Source organism: Kitasatospora sp. NPDC047058 (assembly GCF_040643935.1).
GTDB lineage: Bacteria > Actinomycetota > Actinomycetes > Streptomycetales > Streptomycetaceae > Kitasatospora.
Window position 1 is genome coordinate 1 of sequence record NZ_JBEYVJ010000131.1, and the last position, 19598, is coordinate 19598.

The following is a 19598-nucleotide window of genomic DNA, read 5'->3' on the forward strand; positions in this document are numbered from 1 at the left end:
CCCGCACCGTTTCGGCGGTGCGGGCCCTCTTCATGTTCTGGTGAGGAATCGCGGTGAGCGACGCAGAGCGTCACTTTGGCGATCCTATCTGTCATGTCAAGCCGGTGCTCACGGGGTGGGGTTGGTGGGCCCGCTAGACCCCGCGAGGTGTCCTGTACCGGGTCTCGCCAGGCGCAGCAGGGTTCTTGTCCTGTCGAGGTGCTCGGGATCGACCCTGTCCGTCTGCGATGGGCCGGATCGAGAACCGGATCGAGAACCGGGGCTCGTCTGGTCGGCCGCTTTGCGTGCCTGGTGACGATCCTACCCGGGCTGTCAAGTGGGGTCGCGGTTCTCGATCCGGTTCTCGATCCGGCCCCCAAGAACGAGAACTACGAGAACCGTGCAGGTCAGAGCGTTCCAGTCCCGGAGCGCCCGCCCACGTCGGCGGGGGTCAAAGGGCCTCTGACCTGCACCGTTCTCGTTCTTTTGGACTCTCTCGGGACCTGCGCGATTCTCAGGCCTCTGACCTGCATGGTTCTCGTAGTTCTCGTAGTTCTCGTTCCTTTTGCATGTGTGTGAGAGAGAAACTTGGCGGGGTCAAGGTCAGGGTCGGCTCACCCTCTCCACAGCGGACGCGGGGAGGGGGTGGCCGGGCCCGGGTGTCTACGGCCCGTCACCTTTGCCGGGCAGCACGAAGGGCCCGGAGCGGAGTGCTTCGGACCCTTCGGCGGGGTAGTCGGTTCTGGTCCGGGGTGCCGTGGCGCGGGGGCCAGCATGCGGCTGGGTTTGCGGACAGGGGTGGTGTCGGCAGGTGTAGTGCCGCTCAGACCTGCCCGAACGTCGTCAGCCGCCGATAGGCTGGCGGGCTATGGCCGTTGAGTACACCGACAATCCTGCGGGCCGGCTGAGGTCCCTCCTCCTCGCTCTGCACGACCGCGTCCAGCGCGAGGGCGACAAGCCCGCGTGGGAGTGCTGGGCTTGGTTGCTGGCTCCTGACGCACCGCCTTCCAGCCCCGGGCCCTGGACCCGGTTCGCGGCTGTCCTGCAGTTGCCCGGCCAGATCCGTGAGGCGGTGGCAAGTCTGGACTTGGATGAGGAGGACAAGGAGCACCTCATCGAGCATCTCGACAAGATCGAGAATGCCCTGGCTGCGAGCACCACGACGGGTCACAGCATGACTCATGTCCTCTCGATCTTCGCTCCGGCTGCGGATGTTCCAGGAAGCGCTGCGATCCAGAGCCTGCTCACGTGCTCCAGGGCGTTGCACCGCCACTGTCCTGAACGCGAGGCGTCCGAGGAGGCTCTGCAGCGCATCAGTGAAGCGGTGACACAGCTGATGGAGGAGATCCTCGAATCGGCTGTCGACGCCGACATCAAGCGCCTGCTGCTGGCCCACCTGAGGTCGGTCCTGGAGGCTGTCCAGAACGCACGGGTAACCGGTCAGGCACCGATCGAGGAAGCTACCGACGCGATGCTCGGCGCCATCGCCAGGCGCCCCAGTGTGGTGGCCCGCCTGCAGAGCCTCGGACTCCTGTCGAGGATCAAGACGACCATCGACACGGTGAACGCGGTGCTCGCGATGGAACAGGAAGGCAACCGACTTATCCACAAGGTGATGGAGATGCTCGGGGGCTGACTCGGCGAGGACCCCCGATGACGACCGCGACGGCTGTCCCGTCGCGCCGGAGGAGGGACAGACCACGCCCCGCTGAGACGGAGGAGGGCTGCGAGCTCCTGGTGCTCGGAGCCCTCCGTGATGCTCCTAGGTTCCGGGATTGCGGTACTGCGGACCTGCCAGGTCAGGCCTGAGGGCCGGCCTCGCGCTGGAGGCGCTTGCGGACGCGGTCTGTGAAGGCGGTGTCGTGGTAGGCCTCGGCGAGCATGGCCTTGATGACGGGGGTGGCCTTGACGTCGGAATCGAAGGCCTGAAGGAGCCAGGTGCGCATTTGGCGGTGCTCGTCCGGTGTCATCTCCAGGCTCATCTTCCGCAGATGGCCTCGCCGTCCTGCACCCGCTGGCTTGCGGGAGTCCGACGTGGCCACCACCTCGGTGGCCGGGGCGGGCGGCTTCTCGGTGTGGCCGACGGGGGCGGTCTGGGGCGGGGCCGGAGGAGGCGCAGCGTCAGCGGCTGACGGTCCGCCGCCGAGAGTGCGAGCTGCCTTTCCGCGGGCGAGGGCAGCGGCCTTGGATGCGGCGCCGGCGTTCGGCTTGGTCGTCACTTCTTGACCTCTTCGAGGAGTTCGGTGGCCAGGAGGTCCATCGGGCTGCCGTCGACCAGACGGACGGGCTTTCCGAAGGACTGGGCGTAGCCGTCCTGGGCGTCGCTGAGCGGGATCATCGTCTCCAGCACGTGGTAGCCAGCGGCGGTGAGGGCCTCGCGGGTGTCGCGGTGGGACCGTGCCGCGCGGTTGACCATGGTCAGGACGATGACCAGGCGGGGGACGTTGGCGGCACCGACGGCTTCGAGGTGTTCCATGGCGGCGAAGATGCTGCCCGAGCGCTCCAGCTCTATGTCGGTCGGCTTCATGAACCAGGCGGCGACGTCGACGGAGGCAAGAACGGAGAAGTGCGGGCCGCCAGCGGTCCGCTTCCAGGCGTCGGTGTCGATAGCGAGCAGTCCGCCGGCCGGGGTGAGCTTGCGGGACTCCTCACGGAGCCGGTTGTGTGGGATCGGCGGGTAGACGGTGCCGCCCAGGTTCTCGGCGCGGGCCCAGGTGAGGAGCGAGCCGACCTCGTTGTCACCGGGGACGTCCTGGTCGGCTGCGGCGACGTGTACGCCGCGGTCGGACCAGTGCGCGAGCAGATGCCCGAGCGTGGTGGATTTGCTGGTGCCGCCCTTGCCGAGGATGCCGATGCGTCGGCCCTCAGCTGGCAGCCGGGGTGTGGGAATCATGCCGGTCACGCTACCGGGACCGAGGAGTCCCGGGACTGCGCAATGCCGTGGTCCACCGCGGACAGGTCCGGGCCGTAGAGGTTTGCAGCCGCGGTCGACCACCACCACGATGTCGGCGCCGTTGAGGGTGTCGAGGGCCCAGTTGGCGCTGCGCGCCAAGTCGGTAAGGCAGGGACGCGGGGAGCGAACTGCGGGTGCTGCGGGCGAGTCAACGGGCGAAGGCCTGGGGGCCCACTTCGTGCTGCCCTGGGTGTACTGCTGGTCGATCGGCTTGGGCATCCCCAACTCGGCAGCCGGGCTGCGCCACTCCTCTCGGGAGATGCCGAACGGCTTCTGCAACCGGAGTGGCTGTTAGAAGCGGTCTCCGGCCATCGCGGCCCCCGCCTGCGCCTGAACCGCCCCAACTTCGGGGCAAGATACCCGGCGACGCACCAATGGCGTGGGACCCTCGTCAGACAAGGGTCCACACCATTTGGAGCACGCTATTGGGAAAGATCAGAACCCGACACCTCGACCACGACTGTGATCTTCTTGCTCTTGATGGCAGGGTATCGCGAGGCCTTTCGCCGCCGACTTGGGATTTGCGCGCCCTGTGCGCGATTGACCATTACACCGATCCACAGGCGGCGGATGAACCAGCCGGTCTGCAGGGCGATCAGGACCAGGTGTGTGATCTGAATAGCAGCATTGATATTCATCGGAGTCTCCTGAGCTAGAGAGGGATATTCCCCTCAGCCCAGGCCAGTACGTGGCGGGTCATGCACACCTCCTCTCTCCTATTTGGCCTCCGATTCGGGGCCAGATAGCGGTCTTCTATCAGACCCGTCCGCCTATCTACGGCGGGTCAAATCGCCACCTCATTCGGGAACCTTTCGGGTGAATTTTTCCGAGGGTCATCAAGATGAGCCACCGCAAAGGGTGGCCATATGTCCCTGCGTGGAACGACCCGCATTCGGGCCGTGATGCCAGGGTGCATGATCAACGGAGCATCGCCAAGCAAATCTCGAACGGATTTCCGCGAGAACTGGATCACTCTACGAAGAGGCCATCACTTATACCTTCACAAAAAAGGGCCGACTCGCCCTGGTCTCCAAATTCGATGGCCATGCGGCCAAGGAGCATTACAAACGTAATTTCAGCTTTATTCGTAGGATGAATTCCGGGGCCGGAATCCCGCAGTTCCGGGACCCCGCAACCCAACGCGGGAAGGAGGCAGCCACTACTCCGGAACCGAGGAGTCCCGCACGAAGACGGACCAAGCCGCAGGTAGCTGCGCTACAGTTCCCGCCGAGGGCTGGACGCGCACCGCCCGAGCCACTGCCACCGGCGCCCACGCCGCCAGGTGACGTCGATGGCCAAGGTCTCCCGGGACCCGCGAGCACCGACTTCTCTTCCCTTCACCCGGTCGTCCTTCACCCGGTGGGGAGCGTGGGCCGCCGCCGGATGCGGAGTTGACCGTGACCAAGCGCCAGACCACCGCCAGCAAGCGCGCCCGCGCCCTCGCCGACCAGGCCCAAATCCGCTACGCCGACGCGCTGCGCACCGTCCGCGCGAACGCCGCCGGCCTCACGGTGGGCATGCTCCTGCTGGAGTGCTCCACCCAGCCCGACTACCGGGGGCCGTGCTGGCCCGAGGGCTCCGGCTGGGACTGCCGCGAGTGCGAGGCGTGCGCCCCGCCCGCCCGGTTCTTCTCGCAGCTGCTCGGCACCCCCGTCCCCTACGACAGCGTGCTCCAGCTAGTCGGCGCGCTCGCCAGCGGCCCTCACCGCGCCGGCCTGGGCGACGACTTGGTCATCGAGGAACTGGCACCCGGCCACGAAGTGCGGGTACGCGCCGGTGGGCGGCGCTTCGAGATCGGCCTGAGCCAGGGAGACGTCTGGGAGCTGTGCGCCGCCACGGGCTGCGGATGGCACCTGGAGTTCAACGGGCAGTGCCGGTGGCACATCGCCTTCGACAACGCCCGCCAGGCGCTGCGGGAGGTTCGGTCCTGGGCGTACGGCATCTGCGAGGAACGCCTGTGGAGCTTCGGGACGGAGGAGCACCTTATCCGGGCCGCGCTCGCGGCCGAAGCGGACGAGGCTGAGCTGATCCGGACAATCGCCGAGGGCGTGAACCTGGACGTGGAGGACCCGGGCGCCCGCCCGGACGAGGAGTTGCAGGAGATCCTCCGCTCGATCGCCTTCGAGCACGAGCGCCTGGGGCCCGTCGTGCGGGGCCAGCGCCGCAGGCTCGACCGTGAGGGACTGCGCGGCGGTCCCGGGACTGCGCAATGCCGCCAAAACCCGACTCCCGGGTAAGGCGGACGAGGGGAGGGGGATCAGCCGATCGTGGTTGCGCTACAGTTCCGGCGAGGGCTGGACGCGCACCGCCCGCGCCACTGTTACCTGCGCCCACGCCGCACTGGTGACGCCGATGGCCAAGGTCATACGTGACCCGCGAAGAGATCACTTCTGCCGTCCGGTCATTCCCGTCGGCGGGTGGGCGTGGGGCAGCCGCCGGATGCGGAGCAGACGTGACCAAGCGACACACCACCCGTAGCCAGAAGGCCCGTGTCCTGCAAGACAGCAGCGGCATGCCCTACACGCAGGTCCTGCGCACCCTCGACACGGAGCAACCGGCCGAGCAAAGGCTGACTCTGGGCATGCTGGTGGCCGAGTGTGCCACCCGGCCGAGCCTGCAAGACTCGTGCGGTTGCGGGGAGTACGAAGGCTGCGAGGAGTGTGAGGGCGGCGGGACCGGCCCGGAGCGCTACGTCTCCGCCTTGCTGGGCGGCGTGACGGTGACGCGGTACAGCGTCCTCAAGCTGGCAGGCGCGGTGGGCAACCGCTGGGGAGCCAACCTGGAGGAGCAGGTGGTGGTCGAGCGCCTCAGCGAGGGCGGCATCGTGACGGTACGGGTCGGCGGCCGGCGCTTCCTGGTCTCCGTGTCCCAGGCCGATCTTCTGGAACTGTGCGGCGGTCCTGGATGCCTCTTCGGACGTCCCGGCGGGTTGCCCCTGTGCGCGCGGCACCTGGCCCAGGAGGGAGCGGAAGCGGTCCTGGACCTGGCGCGCGAGTGGGCCTTCGGTCAGTGCGGCGTGGAGCACAGGAACGATCAGCTGGAGCGGTACTTCCTGCGAGCGGCCCGGATGGCCGGCATCCCGCGGGAACAGGTCGCCCGGGTGATCGCCGAGGGACGCAACCGGGATCCCGAAGGGCCGGAGGGAATGGGCTGGGACGACGAAGCAGCCGAAGCCCGCGCGGAGATCGAAGCCGATGTCCAGCGGCTTGTTGGCATGGAGTTGCCGGAGTACGGACACCCCGCGGTGCCGTGATCCGGCAGGTCTGGATTCTGGAGCCGGTACGGGTTGGGGGCGAGCGGCCCTGCTGTGAGGGACTGCGCAGTTCCGGGACTGCGTAGTCCCGGCGGTCCGGTCATGCTGGCGTGGCGGTGGTGAGCGGCTTGCCGTAGGTCCAGCGCAGACAGGAGTTCACCTCTAACAGCTGGCTGTGGTGGGGGTGGAGGGTGGGCGGCTCCTCCCAGTCGTCGGCGGCCGAGTGCGGACGCGGGGGAGGGGTCGCCCGCCCCGCTATCCCGGGACTGCGAAGAGAGGGGGGATGCCTATGGTTCGGCTACCACCCCGGATGGCAGCAGTCCCGGAATCCCGGGACTGCGCAGATAGCCCGCGACCTGCGGCGCAGCCTCGGTCTGTGTGTCGTATTCGACACATGGTCAGTCTCTGTGCTCCACTGGCGCCATGACGCTTCCACGGCTGACCAAGCCGACCATGGGGGTGCTGGACGTCCTGCTCGCTGCCGATGACGACGACCCCGCCTGGGGTCTGCGTATCTGCATCGAGGCCGACCTGGGCTCCGGCACCGTGTATCCGATCCTCGAACGCCTCACCGACCTCGGCTGGCTCGAAGCCTGGGCCGAGACCGCCCCGCACCCCGGCCGCCCCGCACGCCGCTACTACAAGCTCACATCCACCGGTCGCCGCCAGGCCCTGGACGCGCTCCAGGCCCGCGCCGCGCGTCGGCGCCGGCCCCTCGTTCTCGGAACACTCCTCGGCGGTCCGGCGTGACACTCGACCTGGGCACCAGCGGCGCCCGCCAGCGCGTGGCCGACCTCATGATCAAGCTGTGGACCACCTCAGTCGTAATCCGTCGGCGGCAGGCACGGATGAACAGCCGACTGCGGGTGGTACGGCCTGATCTCTCAGGTGCGCTGCGCGGCGCAACGCGTTTGGATCGGAGTCTCTACGACTTACTGCGGGAAGATCCCCGAGCCCGGGGGATCCTTCAACAGCACATGCCCGCGATCGCCGTCACCCACGCGCGCCTGCGGCGGGTCTCTCAGCAGTGGACAGACTTGAAGAGGGACCTCGAAGCAGAGTTCGGCGAGCGCGCCGTCGCAGACCTCATCGACAGCGTGGCTGAAGAGACAAAACAGGCTGCGCTGCTCGTACAACTGCGGGGGCCTCGTCAGCGCGAGCTCCGCATGGGGAGGCCAACACGGCGCCTCACCAGGCTCGCAGGGTGGGTGGCCGGCCCCCAGCACTCCCACCTGAGCGGCGCCTGGCTGGCCGACTTGGCCGGCGACCCGGACTCCGGCCTTACCCTCACGGGCCGCGGGCGGCTGGCACTCGCCGCAGGGTTCGTCGTCGCAGCCCTGCGACTACGTCTGCGGGACGCAACACGGCGACTGTGGTGCCCGGTCGACTGGCTGATCGCCACCGACTCCCGGGTCCACACCGCCATCACCATGCTGGTCGGCACCCTGGCCATCTACATCCGCATCACCGGCGGGCTAGCCGAACTTCTCGGCAACGGAATCCAGACCTGCGCCGTCGCCGGCGCCAGCCTCTACGCCCTCAGCCGCTGGCTACGCCGCATCCGCGGCATCGAGTTGGCATCCCGGCCACCAGGAGAGCAGGAGTGAGGACAGAGCACCTCAGGATCCGACCCCCGACGGGCGGTACCGGATGAGGCATAGAAGCGGGCCAATGGCTGTTCCGGCCTGGGCCCAGGAAGAAGTAGACGAGCTGTACCGGCTCCGCTGCCACCATGCAGATGCATTCTTCAGGAGCTGCCTAGAGCTCCGCGAGGCAGTGAGGGCTGCCGAACCCGAGCTGTACGCCAGCCTTGCCGACCGCTACAGCCCCGATGAGGCATATCTTCACGCGTTGGCGATGGACTTGACGCTGGCACCGCGCGTGGAGAAGTACATCCTCGCCCAGCGAACCGCAGTCAGGGCCCTGAGCGAGGCCGTCGCTCGCTACACCGATGCCTGCACCGATGCACACCAGACACAGGAGGATGCAACAGTCGGCGTGCCAGATCTGCTGCTCCGCACGGCCGCAGCCCTGGCGGGCCACCGCCGCCGCTATCTGCACGAGGCGTGGATGGCGGACCTGGCAGAAGACCCAGTGTCCGGCGCCAAACTCCCGCCATGGCGCCGCAGAGCCGTGGCGGGTGGCTTCCTGATAGCCGCCCTCCAGCTCCGGCTCCACGACAGCCTCGGTCTGATGTGGCGGCCGGTCGACTGGATTCTCGCCAGCACCTCCCGTATCGCCACCACGATCACGGCGGCCACCGGATCACTGGCCGTCTACATCAACTTCACCGACGGCATGCACGAGCTGCTGACCACCGGCGTGCCGACCTGCACCGCCACCGCCCTGTCCTTGTCGGCCGTCGCCTGGTGGCTGCGCCGTGTTCGTGCGGTCGAGCTCACGGACCGCGAACGGCACCGCGAGAACCCCGACTCGGGGCAGTGATCACAGCCCGAGCAGCCGGCCTCACGCCCCGGGCTTCTGGGGGCAGTCGTCGGCCGGCGCCCACAGGCAGGTCGCGGCGCGGCCGTGGCAGTGCGGGCAGACGGCCTCCACCGTGGTGAGCGGCCTGCCGTACGTCCAGCGCAGGCAGGAGTTCACTGCGAACAGCCGGCTGTGATGGGGGTGGTGGTGGAGGGTGGGCAGCTGCTCCCAGCGGTCGGCGGCCGAAGTGGCGGCGGGGTGGAGGGTGAGCCAGTGCCGCAGCGGCTCGGCTTCCCGGCCACCGTCGGCGATGCCGGGCGTGCCGAGCTTCTGGGCGACGTGGGTGAGCCAGGCCTGCTCGTCGGAGCGGCGACTTCCCCGTTGCTGCTCCCAGCGGTCCATGGCCTCGGCGAGCTGGAGCGCCTCGGGGTAGACGACGGCCGGAGCGGCCCGGCGGCGGTGGCGGGCGAAGCCGAGGGCGTCCTCTCGTGTCCGCCAGGTGTCGTGGGCGACCTGGCGGCTGACCCACCACCAGAGGGTGACCTGGTGCGCGTCGGCGACCAGGGCGTCGCCGGCGTAGCCGAGCCGGTCGAAGAGGGCGCGGTGGCGGGCCAGGGCGCGGCCGAGGTCGGGCAGCGGGGTGGTGTCGATGAGGTAGCCGTCGTCGTCGCCGGCCAGCCAGCGCCGCCCGCAGGGGCAGGGGAGCCAGCGGTGACCGGGGGCCTCCAGCCAGGCACCTTCTTCCATGCACAGCGGGCAGGCCGGTAGCGGGGCCTGGCCCGGCTCGTCGGTCCACGGGTCGAGGCGGACGGCGGCCACCTGGCCGTCCAGGAGGCGGCCGGGACAGGCGCCGGGCAGGACGGGCTGGAGTTCGTCCGTGGTGCGGCCGGTGAGGCGAGCAAGGCGCTCCAGCGCGGCAGCGGTGAGGCGGGCCTCCAGCTTCTGCGGCTGCGGGCCGGCCGGGAAGTTCGCGCGTCCGGCGTGAAGAGCCTTCAGCAGCCGGGCGGTGTCGAGGCCGTTGGCGGCGGCGGTGCGGACGGTGAAGGACAGCAGGGTCTCGCCATCGATCAGCGGGACCTGGAGAGGCAGGTCGGCCGGTCGCAGCGGCTGGCTGCTCGTACGGCTCCGCAGGGCCGGGGCGGGAGTGCGCTGGGTCATGCCCAGACCTTGGCACACCTCACGGACGGCGGCGGTCCGCGACTGCCGGCACCTGGACTCGCCTCCTGTCCGGCGCGGGCGACGGGCCTCATCCGCCAAACCGGACGACCGAATCCGACCACTGCTGAACGTAACCGACCAAACACTTTCTGTCAGAAATTTTCTGCACGTTTTGCCATCGCCGTTCGCTTCATAGGTGGAGGCGCATGCCTCCGGCGCCGTTCTTGGGGGTCGGCGGCGCCTCCTCACATCAGCCTTCTTTGGGGAGGGAACGTGGACCAGGACAGTGCTGCGCAGCTGGTGACGGCAGCCGTGGCGACGAGAGTGTTCGCCTGTGACGGCGTCCGCCTGCTGCGCCGGGTTCTGTCCGTCGGCGTACGGATCGGGATCGCCGACCTGGCGGCCCGGGCCGGCCGGGGCGCTGCGGCGTCGAAGAGTACCGCGGGGGAGGGGCGGTGACCCAGGCCGATGCCGACCCGGAGGGCGGGGCGGTTGACTTCACCGTGACCAGGAGTGGGCAGCAATTGCCGTACGAGGCGTGGCCGCCGGCCTGGCAGAGCACGTTCTGGGCGTTCCACCGGCAGGTCCGCACCCGTTACCTGGAATGGGCGTACCTGCAGTTGGGGTCGGACGCCGACGCCGAAGATGCGGTTGACGCCACGTTCGACAGCCTGACCGACAAGTGGGGCCAGATGCTCCAGATGGAGAACCTGAAGGGATATGCCTGGAAGGTCCTTAAGCACCGGGTCATCGATCAAGCCCGCAGGCAGGGCCGCCGGGCGCAGCCGATGGACACTGCGGCGTTCGAGGCTGCCATGACCAACATGTCCCACGACCCGTTCGAAGACCTGGCCGAGGCGATGGCGGCGTATCACGAGCTGCGTCGGCTACCGGAGCGTCAGCGTGACGTGATGGAGCTGTGCAGCTGCCTCGGCTTCACCACCCAGGAGGCCGCCGCACTGATGGGGGTGGAGCGCGCCACCGTCCGCTCGCACATGCGCCAGGCACGACAGCGCCTGGCCGCCCGTCTCCGCGAGGACAGCGTGGAGGGAACCGATGGGGAGAAGCAATGATTGACCGCGACGCCACGAACCCGCAGGTAGAGGCCCTGATCGGACGCTTGGGCACCGGACGGCGCTACGCCGAGTACGACCTCGACGAGGCCGAGCGGCGGATGGCCGTGCGCCAGGCGGCCCGCTCCCGGTGCTCCAACCCGTCGTGCGCGCTCGCCCCGCCCCCGACCACGGCCTTCAGCCGCCCGCAGTGGACTCGCCCAGCCCTCGACGGGCAGTACGCGCTGGAGCAGGCTTGGTGGGACCTCAAGGCGATCTGCACCCTCGTGGTCGGTGCCACTGACGCTGCGCCGGTGCTGGAGCACTTCATCCAGGCGCACTACGCCGACGGGCCCGGAGCGAGGATCCTCGCGTGCCTGCTCCACCTGACCGGCGACCGGGACGGGGCCAGGTGGTGGTGGCAGTTCGCCGCCGGCGCCGGCGACAACACCGCCGGGTACTGCTTGCTGCTGGACCACGTACGCCGCGGCGAACTCCACGACGCCCGCTTCTGGGGACGCCAGCTGACCTCGTCCGGATTCGCCCCCGAGCAGTGGGGCAGCCGCTCCGACGCCCCGGTGGTGGTCGAAGACCTGCCCGACCGGGTCTCACCGCACATCACCAAGAAGTACCACCCCGCCCTTGGCCGCATCCCTCTGCCCGAACTGTCCCTTGTCCCCGCCCTCCAGGAACTCGCCTCCGCCGACGCGAGCACCCACTAAAGAGCGCCGGGCCCGGCCGATGCCGGTTCCCGGGGGACAGCCTGTCGCACCCCTAGTTCGGCAGCGTTCAAGCGTGTCTGTTTCACCCATTCTTGCTGGGACGGTCCTAGGACCGTCCCAGCCCGTTTCCCCTGGTGGGGAGCCCTCGCGGAAGCTGTGACGGGCTGAAACGAGCGGTTCCGGAGTCCCGGGACTGCGGGATCACGGGAAGAATCATGGGCAACTACCTTGCCGGCATGTAGGGCTGACCCTACATTAGATGTTGTAGGGAAACCCCTACAGGAGCCGAGGGAGGGAAACCCCGATGGCGAAGATGCCGCGCAAGGTCCGCAAGGTCACCGACAAGGCCATCCAGATCCTGACCGCCGCCATCGCGCTGGCCGCCCTCCTGTGGGCCCCGGTCAACAGCACCAACCGCGGCATGCTCGCCGCCGTCACCGTCGGCTCCGCGCTGATCGCCTACCTCAGCCTGCACACCGGGACCAGCGCCCTGTGGACCCGGCTCAACCGCCGCCGCCCGACCGCACGGCGCGGCCGAGCCTGACCCCGCACCGGGGCTGGCCGTCACAGGCCGCAACCAGCCGACCGCCCCGGGCCCGACTCCCCTGAACCGATCCGACCGGAGAGGGACCCCAGATGACCACCAGCACCGCCAGCCGCTTCGCCGCCTCCTACGCCCTGCTGCGCGCCGCCGCCGACGTCGCCGACCACTGGGTCCAGAGCGACCACCAGGCCTCCACCAAGGGCCAGCACGACCACGTCGAGGGCCAGTCCAGCGCCGCCGGGCGCCGGGCCTGCGCCGCGCACGTCGCCTCCTATGGCGCCACCCAGGCCGCGGCGCTGCTCGCCGGCTCCAAGCTCCTCGGGCTCAACCTGCGCCCCGGCCGCATCGCCGCCGCGCTCGCCCTCTCGATGGCGACCCACTACGTCGCCGACAGGCGCCTGCCGCTCAAGCGCCTCGCCGACGCCACCGGGAAGGCCAAGTTCTACGCCCTCGCGGACTTCGGGATGAACGGCGCTTACGCCCTCGACCTTCTCTGCACCAAGGCGCTTCCCTGTGGTGCCGCCCATGGGCGGCGTGTCGTGCATGGCGTAGCGGCGTGGTTAGGCCAGTTCGAGGAGCTCTTTGCGCATGGCGTCGTTCAGCCTTCGGTATGTACCGCGGCCGGACGGCCACTCACCTTGTTCAGCACCACGGTGCCTGTCTTCTGTAGCGTGCATGTGCTCCTCGGCTGCGTCGGAGACTTCCCGTCCGCAGATCAGGAACAGAGCGTCGGCAGCATCCCGCCATTCCAGTTCCGCCACTCTCGTCTGCTCGGCGAGGTCAGTGGGAAGGGCCGCGCCGGATCCCTGCTGCTCCAGCGCCCTTCGCTGGAGTTCCCGAAGCTGGTGGATGAAACGGTTCCAGGCGGACCAGTAGCGCGCGTAGGTTTCGCGCCTGTCTTGGCGCAGTTGTTTGCCCCGCTCTTGGCGGCCCTGGTCGTCTGCGGCCTGTTTCTGCCATCTGTGGTTCAAGACCGCCGTTGTGAGGGCGATGGCACCGGTGACGAGAACGCCTCCAAGGGCACCGGCCAGGGTGAACCACGCAGTCGTTGTGTCAGCGGCCGTTTCGGCGGCCGCAATGCCGGTGCGCATGTGGAGGGTCACGGGATCGTCCTGATCGGCGCGGAGGGTTCCGGCGCTGAGTATGGCGCTTTCGGGCCCGGGGCGCAGCACTACCGGAAGTTTCTCACCGAGGGCATCGGAGGTGTCCGGTGACCTCCATCGAGCAGATCGCGATCCTGGCGACGTTCGGGACGGTGTGGGCGGTGCTGTCCGTCGGCCACAACCTCGCGGACCACGTGATCGGGCAGACCGACCGCCAGGCGGGAGGGAAGGCGGCGCCGTCGGCGGCTGAGGTCGCCGACGGCGTGAGCCCGAGGCGGGGCTGGGGCGCGTGCCTCGGACACGTCGCCCAGTACCACCTGGTGATGGCCGTGATGCTGGCCCTGGTCTGGGCCGTCCTCCCACTCCAGATGTCCTTCACCGGACTGGCGGCAGGGCTCGCAGTCTCCGCGGTAACGCACGCGTTCTTCGACCGCCGCTGGCCGGTCCGCTGGCTTCTTGAGCACGTCGGATCGAAGGGCTTCGCGGAGCTGAAGGCGGCGGGGATGAACGGCATGTATCTGACCGATCAGGCCCTGCACCAGACAGCCCTGCTGGTGTCCGCGCTGCTGATCACTCTGGTGTGAGGCGGCTGTGAGGGACAGAGGGGATGCCCAGGTTCACCGGGGGCAGCTGCTGCGACCGGTTGACCTGGGCCCGCTTGGAGCGCAGGAACGTCAGGGTCAGCTCGATGCCTTCGACCTCGCCCTTCCAGCCCTGAGCGATCGCGTGCTGGCGGCGGGCGACCAGGTCGTCCTCCAGCTCGTCCAGCCGGGACAGCATCGTCGGGTTGACCGAGAGCATGGGACATCTGATGCAGGCATGCTCATGCGCGCACGGCGTTCCGTATGGACGTCCGCAGGAGCCCAGCTCGACCTTCCGCTTGTCGAAGTGCTCCGGGAACTCCGACCACTCCTCCGATGTGGGTTTCCGGTATTCCTCCTCCGGCCGCAGCTGACGGCGCTGGTCGAGGAAGTGCTGGTAGTGCCGCACGATGTCGTCGTCGAAGACTGCGACGTAGCCACGAGTGGTCTGGATGTTCAGGTGGCCGAGCAGGGCGGCACCGATGTGGATGGGCAGCCCGGAGTTGACCAGGTCGGTGGCGAAGATCCTGCGGAAGTCGTGGGCGGAGAACGCCGTCCCGACAAACTCGGGGTGGGTCTTGGCCAGCTCGGTGCAGCACTTGCGCAGGCGGCGCCAGATGGTGGTGTTGCTCATCGCCTGTCGTTCCAGGCCGTTCTGGGTCTGGAACAGGTAGGGCAGGGACGGGCACCACACCTTCTCGTGGACGTCGTACCGGGTCGCGATCGGCACCGTGCCGTAGGTGCCGCGGTGCCGGCGGATGACCTGAGCGATGACGTGGAACAGCTCGGCGGACATGGGGATCACGCGCTCGCGGTCCGTCTTGGAGGGAGTGACGACCAGGAGCGCGACGACCTCGCCGTTGGGACGCTGGTAGTTGCGGACGCTCAGGTGGGTCAGTTCGGTCAGCTCTTCGATCCGCAGGCCGGCGTGCCGGAGTACTTCGACGACGGCCCAGTCCCAGAAGGCTGCGGTCTCGTCCCGGGTGACGGCGACCAGCTCGCCGGTGTCCCGGTTGACCGCCCGGACGGGGAAGGACGTCTCCGTCTTGGCCCGCTTCAGGTCGTACTCGCTGGCGGTGCGCTGCCACTGTGCGCCAGCGGCGGTGAACCGCTCACCGGGTTCGACGGCCTGGGCGGCGGCGAGGATCTCGCGCAGCCGCATCCACCGGTTGGTGACGTGGTCGACCAGCAGAGGCAGCAGGGGCTGGCGGGCGCGGGTGCGTTCGGCCATCCGTGCGTGGATCTCGCGGCGGCGGACGTTGAACCAGCGCAGTTCGGCATCCCGGACTGGGCAGGGCACCGACCACGCCGCCCAGCGCTCGGGTTCGGCGACCGCCCAGCTCTGCAAGTCCAGGTAGAAGGTGCGGACCTTGAGCAGCACGCCGTCCATGTCGAGGCGGGGCCGCCCGCCGGGCAGGACGGAGATGGTCTCCTTCCACTGCTGGTAGGTCTCCTCGCTCAGCCGCAGGTCGGCCTGGTCGGGGTTGACCTTCTCGACGTTGCTCCAGAACGTGCCGGGCAGAACCCGGGCCAGCTGCCGCAGCGAGGAGTGGTCCAGGTCGGCGGCGCGGCGGCGAAGGTAGTCCACCAGCAGGTTGCGCACGTTGGTGTTGCGCAGCTGCTGCCGGTCGACGAGTTCCTCGACGCTCTTCTGCCCGCCGACGAGGGCGGCCCGCAGCACGTGCGGCGCCGACGGCGGGAAGTGTCCCGACTCGTAGAGGATGTGCCAGGCCGCGATCGCCGCGTAGTTGTACTCCTGGCCGCGCTTGGTGGCCCCGCGGGTGAGCTGCTTGCGCCGCGACTCCAGCGAGTAGTGCAGCAGCACCTCCGGCGTCAGGTCTGCCAGGGAGATCCCGAACACGGTCAGGGCGCAGGCGACGTCGAACAGCGCGGTGCGTCGGGCCGCCGGGGTCGCATCGGAGGCTTCGACCGCGGCGTGGAACTTGTCCAGCACCGGGTCCTTGGCCACCAGGCGGAAGTCGAGCGCGTAGTTCGGATAGGTGTGGCCGCGGAAGGCGTCCAGGCTCGGACGGATCACCCGCAGGCAGAACAATTGGCGGGTGCCCGAGATGAACAACTTGCGCAGCTTCTTGTCCTCGCTGCCCAGGTCGCCGGGATTCGTGCCGTACTCGTCCAGCCCGGCCGCCACCCATCGCTGCTGCCAGGTCGTGCCGGGGAACCGCTGGAGGTGTTCGAGGATCGTCACCGTGCTGAGGCGGCGCAGCCGGCGCCGCTCAAGGCCCTCGTCGTCCCAGGCCGTCACGACAGCGTCGGCCACCTTGGTCAGCGAGGCCCGGGAGAGGTCACCGGCCGGACGGGGCGGGTTTTGCGGCTCGGGCGGCGGCGCGGGCTGGATGACCTTGGTGTTCACCCGGTCCGTCGGCGCCTCCCGCAGGGGGTTGCGCTGGATGCGTCCGGTCGTCGGGCCCATCGCCCGTGCGTTGTAGCCAGCGGTACTACCGGGCACCGAACACCGCCTCGACGTCGGCCGGATCGTAGGTCTGCGACCAGCGGATTTCCTGGCGGGGACGCTGGTAGTGCTCGGCGAGCTTGTCCATCAGGTCCTCCAGGCCGACCGCGGTGTAGCGGGCGGTGGTGCTGAGATGCGCGTGCCGCAGGATCGTCTGCACCTCCACCAGCGTCAGCGAGGGATCGCGCGCCATCCGCGTGGCCGCCGTGTGCCGGGTGTCGTGCAGCGTGTAGTTCGTGCCGAGCACGGCGTTCGCCCGCTGGAGCACGCGGCGCATCGCCCAGTAGGTCAGCTGTCGGGGATCACCTCGGCGGGTCCGCCAGAGCGGTCCGCCCGGCTCGGGCAGCCCGGCCTGGTCCAGGTAGGCAGCCGTGTAGGCGAACGCCTGCGGGGACGCGGGCACCGGGTCCCGCTGGCCGGTGCCCTTGGTGATCACCCACAAGCGGCTGGCCGACCAGTCCACGTCCTCCAGACGCACCCCGAGCAGTTCGCTGGCGCGGGCACCGGAGCTGACGTAGCAGGCCAGCAGGGCACGGTCCCGATCGCATCTCATCTGCGCGAACAGCTCGTCCCACAGCCGATCCGGAATCGCCCGGGGCGTGCGTTCCCGCACCTTCGGCCGCAGCCGGGCCCGCTTGGTGGGCGCCGGCGTCTCCAGCGGGGAGCGGTGAGCCAGCCGGGCCCGGCGGTCTCGGCTCTCGGGCACCGGGTTGATCACCGGCCCCCGGCCGTAGTGCTGGTGGAAGGCGTAGAAGCCGTGCACCACGGTCAACGCGTGCGCGATCGTCCGCGGCGCGTACCCATCCAGCAGCGTGGCCTTGCCCGTCTTCGGATTGATCACGCCCGCGGGCATCGAGTCCGGCCGCGTACGGCGCCGCTGCGGATTCGGCGCCGTACGCAGCCAGCCGACCATCGCGGTCGTCTCCGCCTCGGTCGCCTGCTCCCAGCCGACATCCACCGCCCACAGCACCCGGAACCAGCGCAGCAGGTCGTACCCGTAACTGCGGCACGTCAGCGCGCTCGCGTCACCGAGCGCCAGATCCCGCAGGTACCGGCTCACCGGCTCGACCTCCCGGCCTGCCGCGTCGACCACGAACCACGGCAGCGAGGGTCTCGAACCCTTCAGCACCGCACCGACCGACGGCAGCCAGCCGCGGCCATCCATCAGCTCTCGATGTACGGAGGACATTCCATGAAACGAGGACATGCCGAGATCCTCGACAGCCCCCCGCTGGAACACCAGCGGATCACCAACTTGGTGCAGTCAACAGACCAGGCCTTCCACCACGGCGTCGAGACCCTCGCCGCCGCCATCGCGGCCAGCGGCGCCCGCTGACCACCCTTCGCCCCCGCCCGGGGCCGATCGGCCCCGGGCGCCACCGAGAAAGGCACCACCGGCCATGACCGACACCCACGCCCACCACCGCGGGGAGATCCGCCTCCAGCGCTCCGGCATGGAGCACCGCGAGACCAGCGGCGCCACCACCTGGTGGCCGGACGGCACCACCAGCTACGTCCTGCACTTCAAGGGCCCGCACAGCGTCTGGACCATCGCCGACGAGGCCGACACCGTCATCAAGGCCGTCGAGGACCTCCACAGCGGCGAGGAGATGAGCAAGTCCCTCCTCCAGAGCCGCCTCCGGGACACCCGTCGCCTGCTCACCCGCCTCAACGCCATCGAGGAGGAACTCCTCCTGTATGCACGCGAGGCTGGCCCCGACGGCGAGCCGCGCCTGTCCTGGCGGGAGATCGGCGAGGAGATGGGCCTGCACTTCACCACCGCCCGCGAGCGCCACAAGCGCGCCGCCTCCGGCCAGGGCGCCCCCTGCCGGCACTGGCTCGTCCAGCACACCCACCGCGACCAGATGTACCCGACTGCCGACGGCCAGCCCGCCGTCCCCCCGAAGGCCTCCGACGCGGAGCCAGAGACCGAGCCGGGCACCGCAGCGCACGAGTCCTGACCACGAAGGAACAATCCATGCCCAGCACCCGGCAGCCCAACCCGGCCTACATCTCCTCCGAGGACCTGGACCGGCTCCGCAACACCGGGGTTGCCCTGCAGCGCGGCCCCAATGTGGACGAGCCGCCGGTGTCGCTGAGCGCGTTCGTCGCGGCCGCCGTGATACTGGCCGTCGTAGAAGCGGCCTGTAGCGCCCGCGGGAGGGCCATTTGGGGTTAGGGTTCCTCACCCGCAGTCCGGAGCTGACCAGCTGAGGAGAAACGCGTGAGCGGAAAGCATCTGATCACTGACGACGAGACCCGGGCCATAGCCGAGGGGTTTCTCGCCGCCTCTCCCTGGCTGGGAGACGTGGAGTGGAGCCGTACCGTGTTCGGCCCGGGTGTCGAGTACTTCTCGGGCTGGGACCGCGGCCCGATCCCCGAAGACACGGAGCTGGCGGAGGGCCAGCGGTGGTCGTGGACCGTGTCGTTCTTCGATCCCGCTGGCACGGGCAAGACGCTCAACCACGAGCGGGTACTCGAAGGGCTGACGCGCATCATCTATGGCGAACACTCGACCGACGGAGGCTACCGAAGCCTGGCCATCAGGCAGTGGTTCACCGAGCCGGCGGAGGCTCGGCAGAGTCTCAAGCTGTCGACGGCCGACCAGTCGCTGATCTGCCAGCACGCCCTGTACGAGAAGACCGTCTTCCCCACGGGCGAGGCCGAGGCGCTCTTCGGGAAGAAGCTGGACTTCTTCGCCGACCAGCGCCCTGACGCCCCGTTGGCCGAGGGCTGATCTCCCGGGTAGACGCACGTAATGGTGGCCCGCGCGTATCGTCAAGCACGGGCCACCATTACGTTCACCGCATCCGATCGTCGGCACGGGGCTGTACCGTCCGGGCGCAAAAGCCACTCCCTCACCTCGCAAGCCACGCATAGCCCAGTCCGTTTCCCCAGGACACCGCGGGCGAACACATCGATCGAGCCCGCGCCCTCCTCGCCCCGCACCTGCCCTGACCCTCACCGCAGCATCCGCCGCCATCACACACCGGGCACTGCGGCATCCCGTAGCCCCGGAATGCCTCGACGCGGGGAGGAGGTCTTGGCCTCCTCGCTTCCGTGTTCCGGAACTACGCAGTCCCGGAACCTCTCGCCGACGAACCCTCCCGGACTATCGGCGCGAAGCGCCCCCCGATCGAAGAAGCGACCACCCTCCGATCGCCTCCCGTCAACCAAAGGCTCGACCCGCCTCACCGGCCAGGCCGAGGAGTCCTCGATCGCTGCGTCGGCGCGCAGCGCCGACGATCCATCCGAAGCAACCCCGCCCCCATACCCCAAGTTGACGATGAATCAGGAAACGCGGGGAAGGGAGGCGCAACGCGCCGACCTAGCGGTGCGGGGCGCAGCGCGCCCCGATA

Annotated in this window: 22 protein-coding genes; 16 read left to right on the forward strand and 6 right to left on the reverse strand. The window is 69.2% G+C overall.

Annotated elements, in window-relative coordinates:
* Positions 1-847: 847 nt before the first annotated feature.
* Entirely contained in the window at positions 848-1615 is a 768-nt protein-coding gene (locus ABZ885_RS20455; protein ID WP_360190283.1) for a hypothetical protein, read from the forward strand.
* 163 nt (positions 1616-1778) lie between these two features.
* Here the strand turns inward: ABZ885_RS20455 and ABZ885_RS20460 are convergent, their stop codons facing one another.
* The 3 genes from ABZ885_RS20460 to ABZ885_RS20470 all read right to left on the reverse strand — a co-directional run bounded on the left by ABZ885_RS20460 (position 1779) and on the right by ABZ885_RS20470 (position 3570).
* A complete protein-coding gene (locus ABZ885_RS20460; RefSeq protein ID WP_360190286.1) occupies positions 1779-1961 on the reverse strand; it encodes a hypothetical protein in 183 nt (60 codons plus the stop codon).
* Positions 1962-2194: 233 nt separating this feature from the next.
* Complete coding sequence (locus tag ABZ885_RS20465; protein ID WP_360190289.1) at positions 2195-2872, reverse strand: hypothetical protein; 678 nt, start codon at positions 2870-2872, stop codon at positions 2195-2197.
* A 482-nt stretch (positions 2873-3354) separates the two neighbouring features.
* Entirely contained in the window at positions 3355-3570 is a 216-nt protein-coding gene (locus ABZ885_RS20470) for a hypothetical protein (protein WP_360190291.1), read from the reverse strand.
* Positions 3571-4329: 759 nt separating this feature from the next.
* Between ABZ885_RS20470 and ABZ885_RS20475 the strand changes: the two genes are divergently transcribed.
* The 5 genes from ABZ885_RS20475 to ABZ885_RS20495 all read left to right on the forward strand — a co-directional run bounded on the left by ABZ885_RS20475 (position 4330) and on the right by ABZ885_RS20495 (position 8630).
* A complete protein-coding gene (locus ABZ885_RS20475; RefSeq protein ID WP_360190294.1) occupies positions 4330-5169 on the forward strand; it encodes a hypothetical protein in 840 nt (279 codons plus the stop codon).
* Between the two features lie 215 nt (positions 5170-5384).
* Positions 5385-6185 (forward strand): hypothetical protein, encoded by an 801-nt coding sequence (locus tag ABZ885_RS20480; protein ID WP_360190297.1) that lies wholly within the window; start codon positions 5385-5387, stop codon positions 6183-6185.
* A 423-nt stretch (positions 6186-6608) separates the two neighbouring features.
* The gene (locus ABZ885_RS20485) at positions 6609-6935 is read left to right on the forward strand and encodes a helix-turn-helix transcriptional regulator (protein ID WP_360190299.1); all 327 of its coding nucleotides are present in this window, start codon (positions 6609-6611) and stop codon (positions 6933-6935) included.
* Positions 6932-7792, forward strand: a complete 861-nt coding sequence (locus ABZ885_RS20490) for a hypothetical protein (RefSeq protein WP_360190302.1) — start codon at positions 6932-6934, stop codon at positions 7790-7792. Before ABZ885_RS20485 ends, ABZ885_RS20490 begins: the two co-directional genes overlap by 4 nt.
* Positions 7793-7856: 64 nt before the next feature.
* Entirely contained in the window at positions 7857-8630 is a 774-nt protein-coding gene (locus tag ABZ885_RS20495) for a hypothetical protein (protein WP_360190305.1), read from the forward strand.
* A gap of 21 nt (positions 8631-8651) precedes the next feature.
* Here the strand turns inward: ABZ885_RS20495 and ABZ885_RS20500 are convergent, their stop codons facing one another.
* Positions 8652-9767 (reverse strand): TniQ family protein, encoded by a 1116-nt coding sequence (locus tag ABZ885_RS20500; protein WP_360190308.1) that lies wholly within the window; start codon positions 9765-9767, stop codon positions 8652-8654.
* A 273-nt stretch (positions 9768-10040) separates the two neighbouring features.
* Between ABZ885_RS20500 and ABZ885_RS20505 the strand changes: the two genes are divergently transcribed.
* The 6 genes from ABZ885_RS20505 to ABZ885_RS20530 all read left to right on the forward strand — a co-directional run bounded on the left by ABZ885_RS20505 (position 10041) and on the right by ABZ885_RS20530 (position 13772).
* Complete coding sequence (locus ABZ885_RS20505; RefSeq protein ID WP_360190311.1) at positions 10041-10226, forward strand: hypothetical protein; 186 nt, start codon at positions 10041-10043, stop codon at positions 10224-10226.
* A complete protein-coding gene (locus ABZ885_RS20510; RefSeq protein ID WP_360190314.1) occupies positions 10223-10840 on the forward strand; it encodes a sigma-70 family RNA polymerase sigma factor in 618 nt (205 codons plus the stop codon). The genes ABZ885_RS20505 and ABZ885_RS20510 overlap by 4 nt, the downstream gene beginning before the upstream one ends.
* The gene (locus tag ABZ885_RS20515) at positions 10837-11541 is read left to right on the forward strand and encodes a hypothetical protein (protein WP_360190317.1); all 705 of its coding nucleotides are present in this window, start codon (positions 10837-10839) and stop codon (positions 11539-11541) included. The genes ABZ885_RS20510 and ABZ885_RS20515 overlap by 4 nt, the downstream gene beginning before the upstream one ends.
* 304 nt (positions 11542-11845) lie before the next feature.
* Positions 11846-12085 (forward strand): hypothetical protein, encoded by a 240-nt coding sequence (locus tag ABZ885_RS20520; protein ID WP_360190320.1) that lies wholly within the window; start codon positions 11846-11848, stop codon positions 12083-12085.
* 92 nt (positions 12086-12177) lie between these two features.
* On the forward strand, positions 12178-13299 hold the full coding sequence (locus ABZ885_RS20525; RefSeq protein WP_360190323.1) for a hypothetical protein: 1122 nt from the start codon (positions 12178-12180) through the stop codon (positions 13297-13299).
* Entirely contained in the window at positions 13296-13772 is a 477-nt protein-coding gene (locus ABZ885_RS20530; RefSeq protein WP_360190326.1) for a DUF3307 domain-containing protein, read from the forward strand. The genes ABZ885_RS20525 and ABZ885_RS20530 overlap by 4 nt, the downstream gene beginning before the upstream one ends.
* Here ABZ885_RS20530 and ABZ885_RS20535 read toward each other — a convergent pair.
* The gene (locus ABZ885_RS20535; protein WP_360190329.1) at positions 13759-16200 is read right to left on the reverse strand and encodes a site-specific integrase; all 2442 of its coding nucleotides are present in this window, start codon (positions 16198-16200) and stop codon (positions 13759-13761) included. The two genes, ABZ885_RS20530 and ABZ885_RS20535, sit on opposite strands and share 14 nt — an antisense overlap.
* A gap of 25 nt (positions 16201-16225) precedes the next feature.
* Complete coding sequence (locus tag ABZ885_RS20540; RefSeq protein WP_360190332.1) at positions 16226-17404, reverse strand: tyrosine-type recombinase/integrase; 1179 nt, start codon at positions 17402-17404, stop codon at positions 16226-16228.
* A 27-nt stretch (positions 17405-17431) separates the two neighbouring features.
* Between ABZ885_RS20540 and ABZ885_RS20545 the strand changes: the two genes are divergently transcribed.
* From ABZ885_RS20545 to ABZ885_RS20560, 4 genes are all read left to right on the forward strand, one after another.
* Positions 17432-17575, forward strand: coding sequence for a hypothetical protein (locus ABZ885_RS20545; RefSeq protein ID WP_360190335.1), 144 nt, complete (start codon positions 17432-17434; stop codon positions 17573-17575).
* A gap of 64 nt (positions 17576-17639) precedes the next feature.
* Positions 17640-18200 carry a hypothetical protein gene (locus ABZ885_RS20550; protein ID WP_360190337.1) on the forward strand — a complete coding sequence of 187 codons (561 nt, stop codon included), beginning with the start codon at positions 17640-17642 and terminating at the stop codon, positions 18198-18200.
* A gap of 17 nt (positions 18201-18217) precedes the next feature.
* On the forward strand, positions 18218-18418 hold the full coding sequence (locus ABZ885_RS20555) for a hypothetical protein (RefSeq protein WP_360190340.1): 201 nt from the start codon (positions 18218-18220) through the stop codon (positions 18416-18418).
* A gap of 45 nt (positions 18419-18463) precedes the next feature.
* Positions 18464-18976 (forward strand): hypothetical protein, encoded by a 513-nt coding sequence (locus ABZ885_RS20560; protein WP_360190343.1) that lies wholly within the window; start codon positions 18464-18466, stop codon positions 18974-18976.
* Positions 18977-19598 lie beyond the last annotated feature (622 nt).

What these genes read in the sequence shown, in the direction of transcription:
- ABZ885_RS20455 (WP_360190283.1), top strand. Translation starts at nt 848, where the DNA reads ATGGCCGTTGAGTACACCGACAATCCTGCGGGCCGGCTGAGGTCCCTC.
- ABZ885_RS20460 (WP_360190286.1), bottom strand. Translation starts at nt 1,961, where the DNA reads ATGAGCCTGGAGATGACACCGGACGAGCACCGCCAAATGCGCACCTGG.
- ABZ885_RS20465 (WP_360190289.1), bottom strand. Translation starts at nt 2,872, where the DNA reads ATGATTCCCACACCCCGGCTGCCAGCTGAGGGCCGACGCATCGGCATC.
- ABZ885_RS20470 (WP_360190291.1), bottom strand. Translation starts at nt 3,570, where the DNA reads ATGAATATCAATGCTGCTATTCAGATCACACACCTGGTCCTGATCGCC.
- ABZ885_RS20485 (WP_360190299.1), top strand. Translation starts at nt 6,609, where the DNA reads ATGACGCTTCCACGGCTGACCAAGCCGACCATGGGGGTGCTGGACGTC.
- ABZ885_RS20495 (WP_360190305.1), top strand. Translation starts at nt 7,857, where the DNA reads ATGGCTGTTCCGGCCTGGGCCCAGGAAGAAGTAGACGAGCTGTACCGG.
- ABZ885_RS20500 (WP_360190308.1), bottom strand. Translation starts at nt 9,767, where the DNA reads ATGACCCAGCGCACTCCCGCCCCGGCCCTGCGGAGCCGTACGAGCAGC.
- ABZ885_RS20515 (WP_360190317.1), top strand. Translation starts at nt 10,837, where the DNA reads ATGATTGACCGCGACGCCACGAACCCGCAGGTAGAGGCCCTGATCGGA.
- ABZ885_RS20520 (WP_360190320.1), top strand. Translation starts at nt 11,846, where the DNA reads ATGGCGAAGATGCCGCGCAAGGTCCGCAAGGTCACCGACAAGGCCATC.
- ABZ885_RS20525 (WP_360190323.1), top strand. Translation starts at nt 12,178, where the DNA reads ATGACCACCAGCACCGCCAGCCGCTTCGCCGCCTCCTACGCCCTGCTG.
- ABZ885_RS20535 (WP_360190329.1), bottom strand. Translation starts at nt 16,200, where the DNA reads ATGGGCCCGACGACCGGACGCATCCAGCGCAACCCCCTGCGGGAGGCG.
- ABZ885_RS20540 (WP_360190332.1), bottom strand. Translation starts at nt 17,404, where the DNA reads ATGGATGGCCGCGGCTGGCTGCCGTCGGTCGGTGCGGTGCTGAAGGGT.
- ABZ885_RS20545 (WP_360190335.1), top strand. Translation starts at nt 17,432, where the DNA reads ATGAAACGAGGACATGCCGAGATCCTCGACAGCCCCCCGCTGGAACAC.
- ABZ885_RS20550 (WP_360190337.1), top strand. Translation starts at nt 17,640, where the DNA reads ATGACCGACACCCACGCCCACCACCGCGGGGAGATCCGCCTCCAGCGC.
- ABZ885_RS20555 (WP_360190340.1), top strand. Translation starts at nt 18,218, where the DNA reads ATGCCCAGCACCCGGCAGCCCAACCCGGCCTACATCTCCTCCGAGGAC.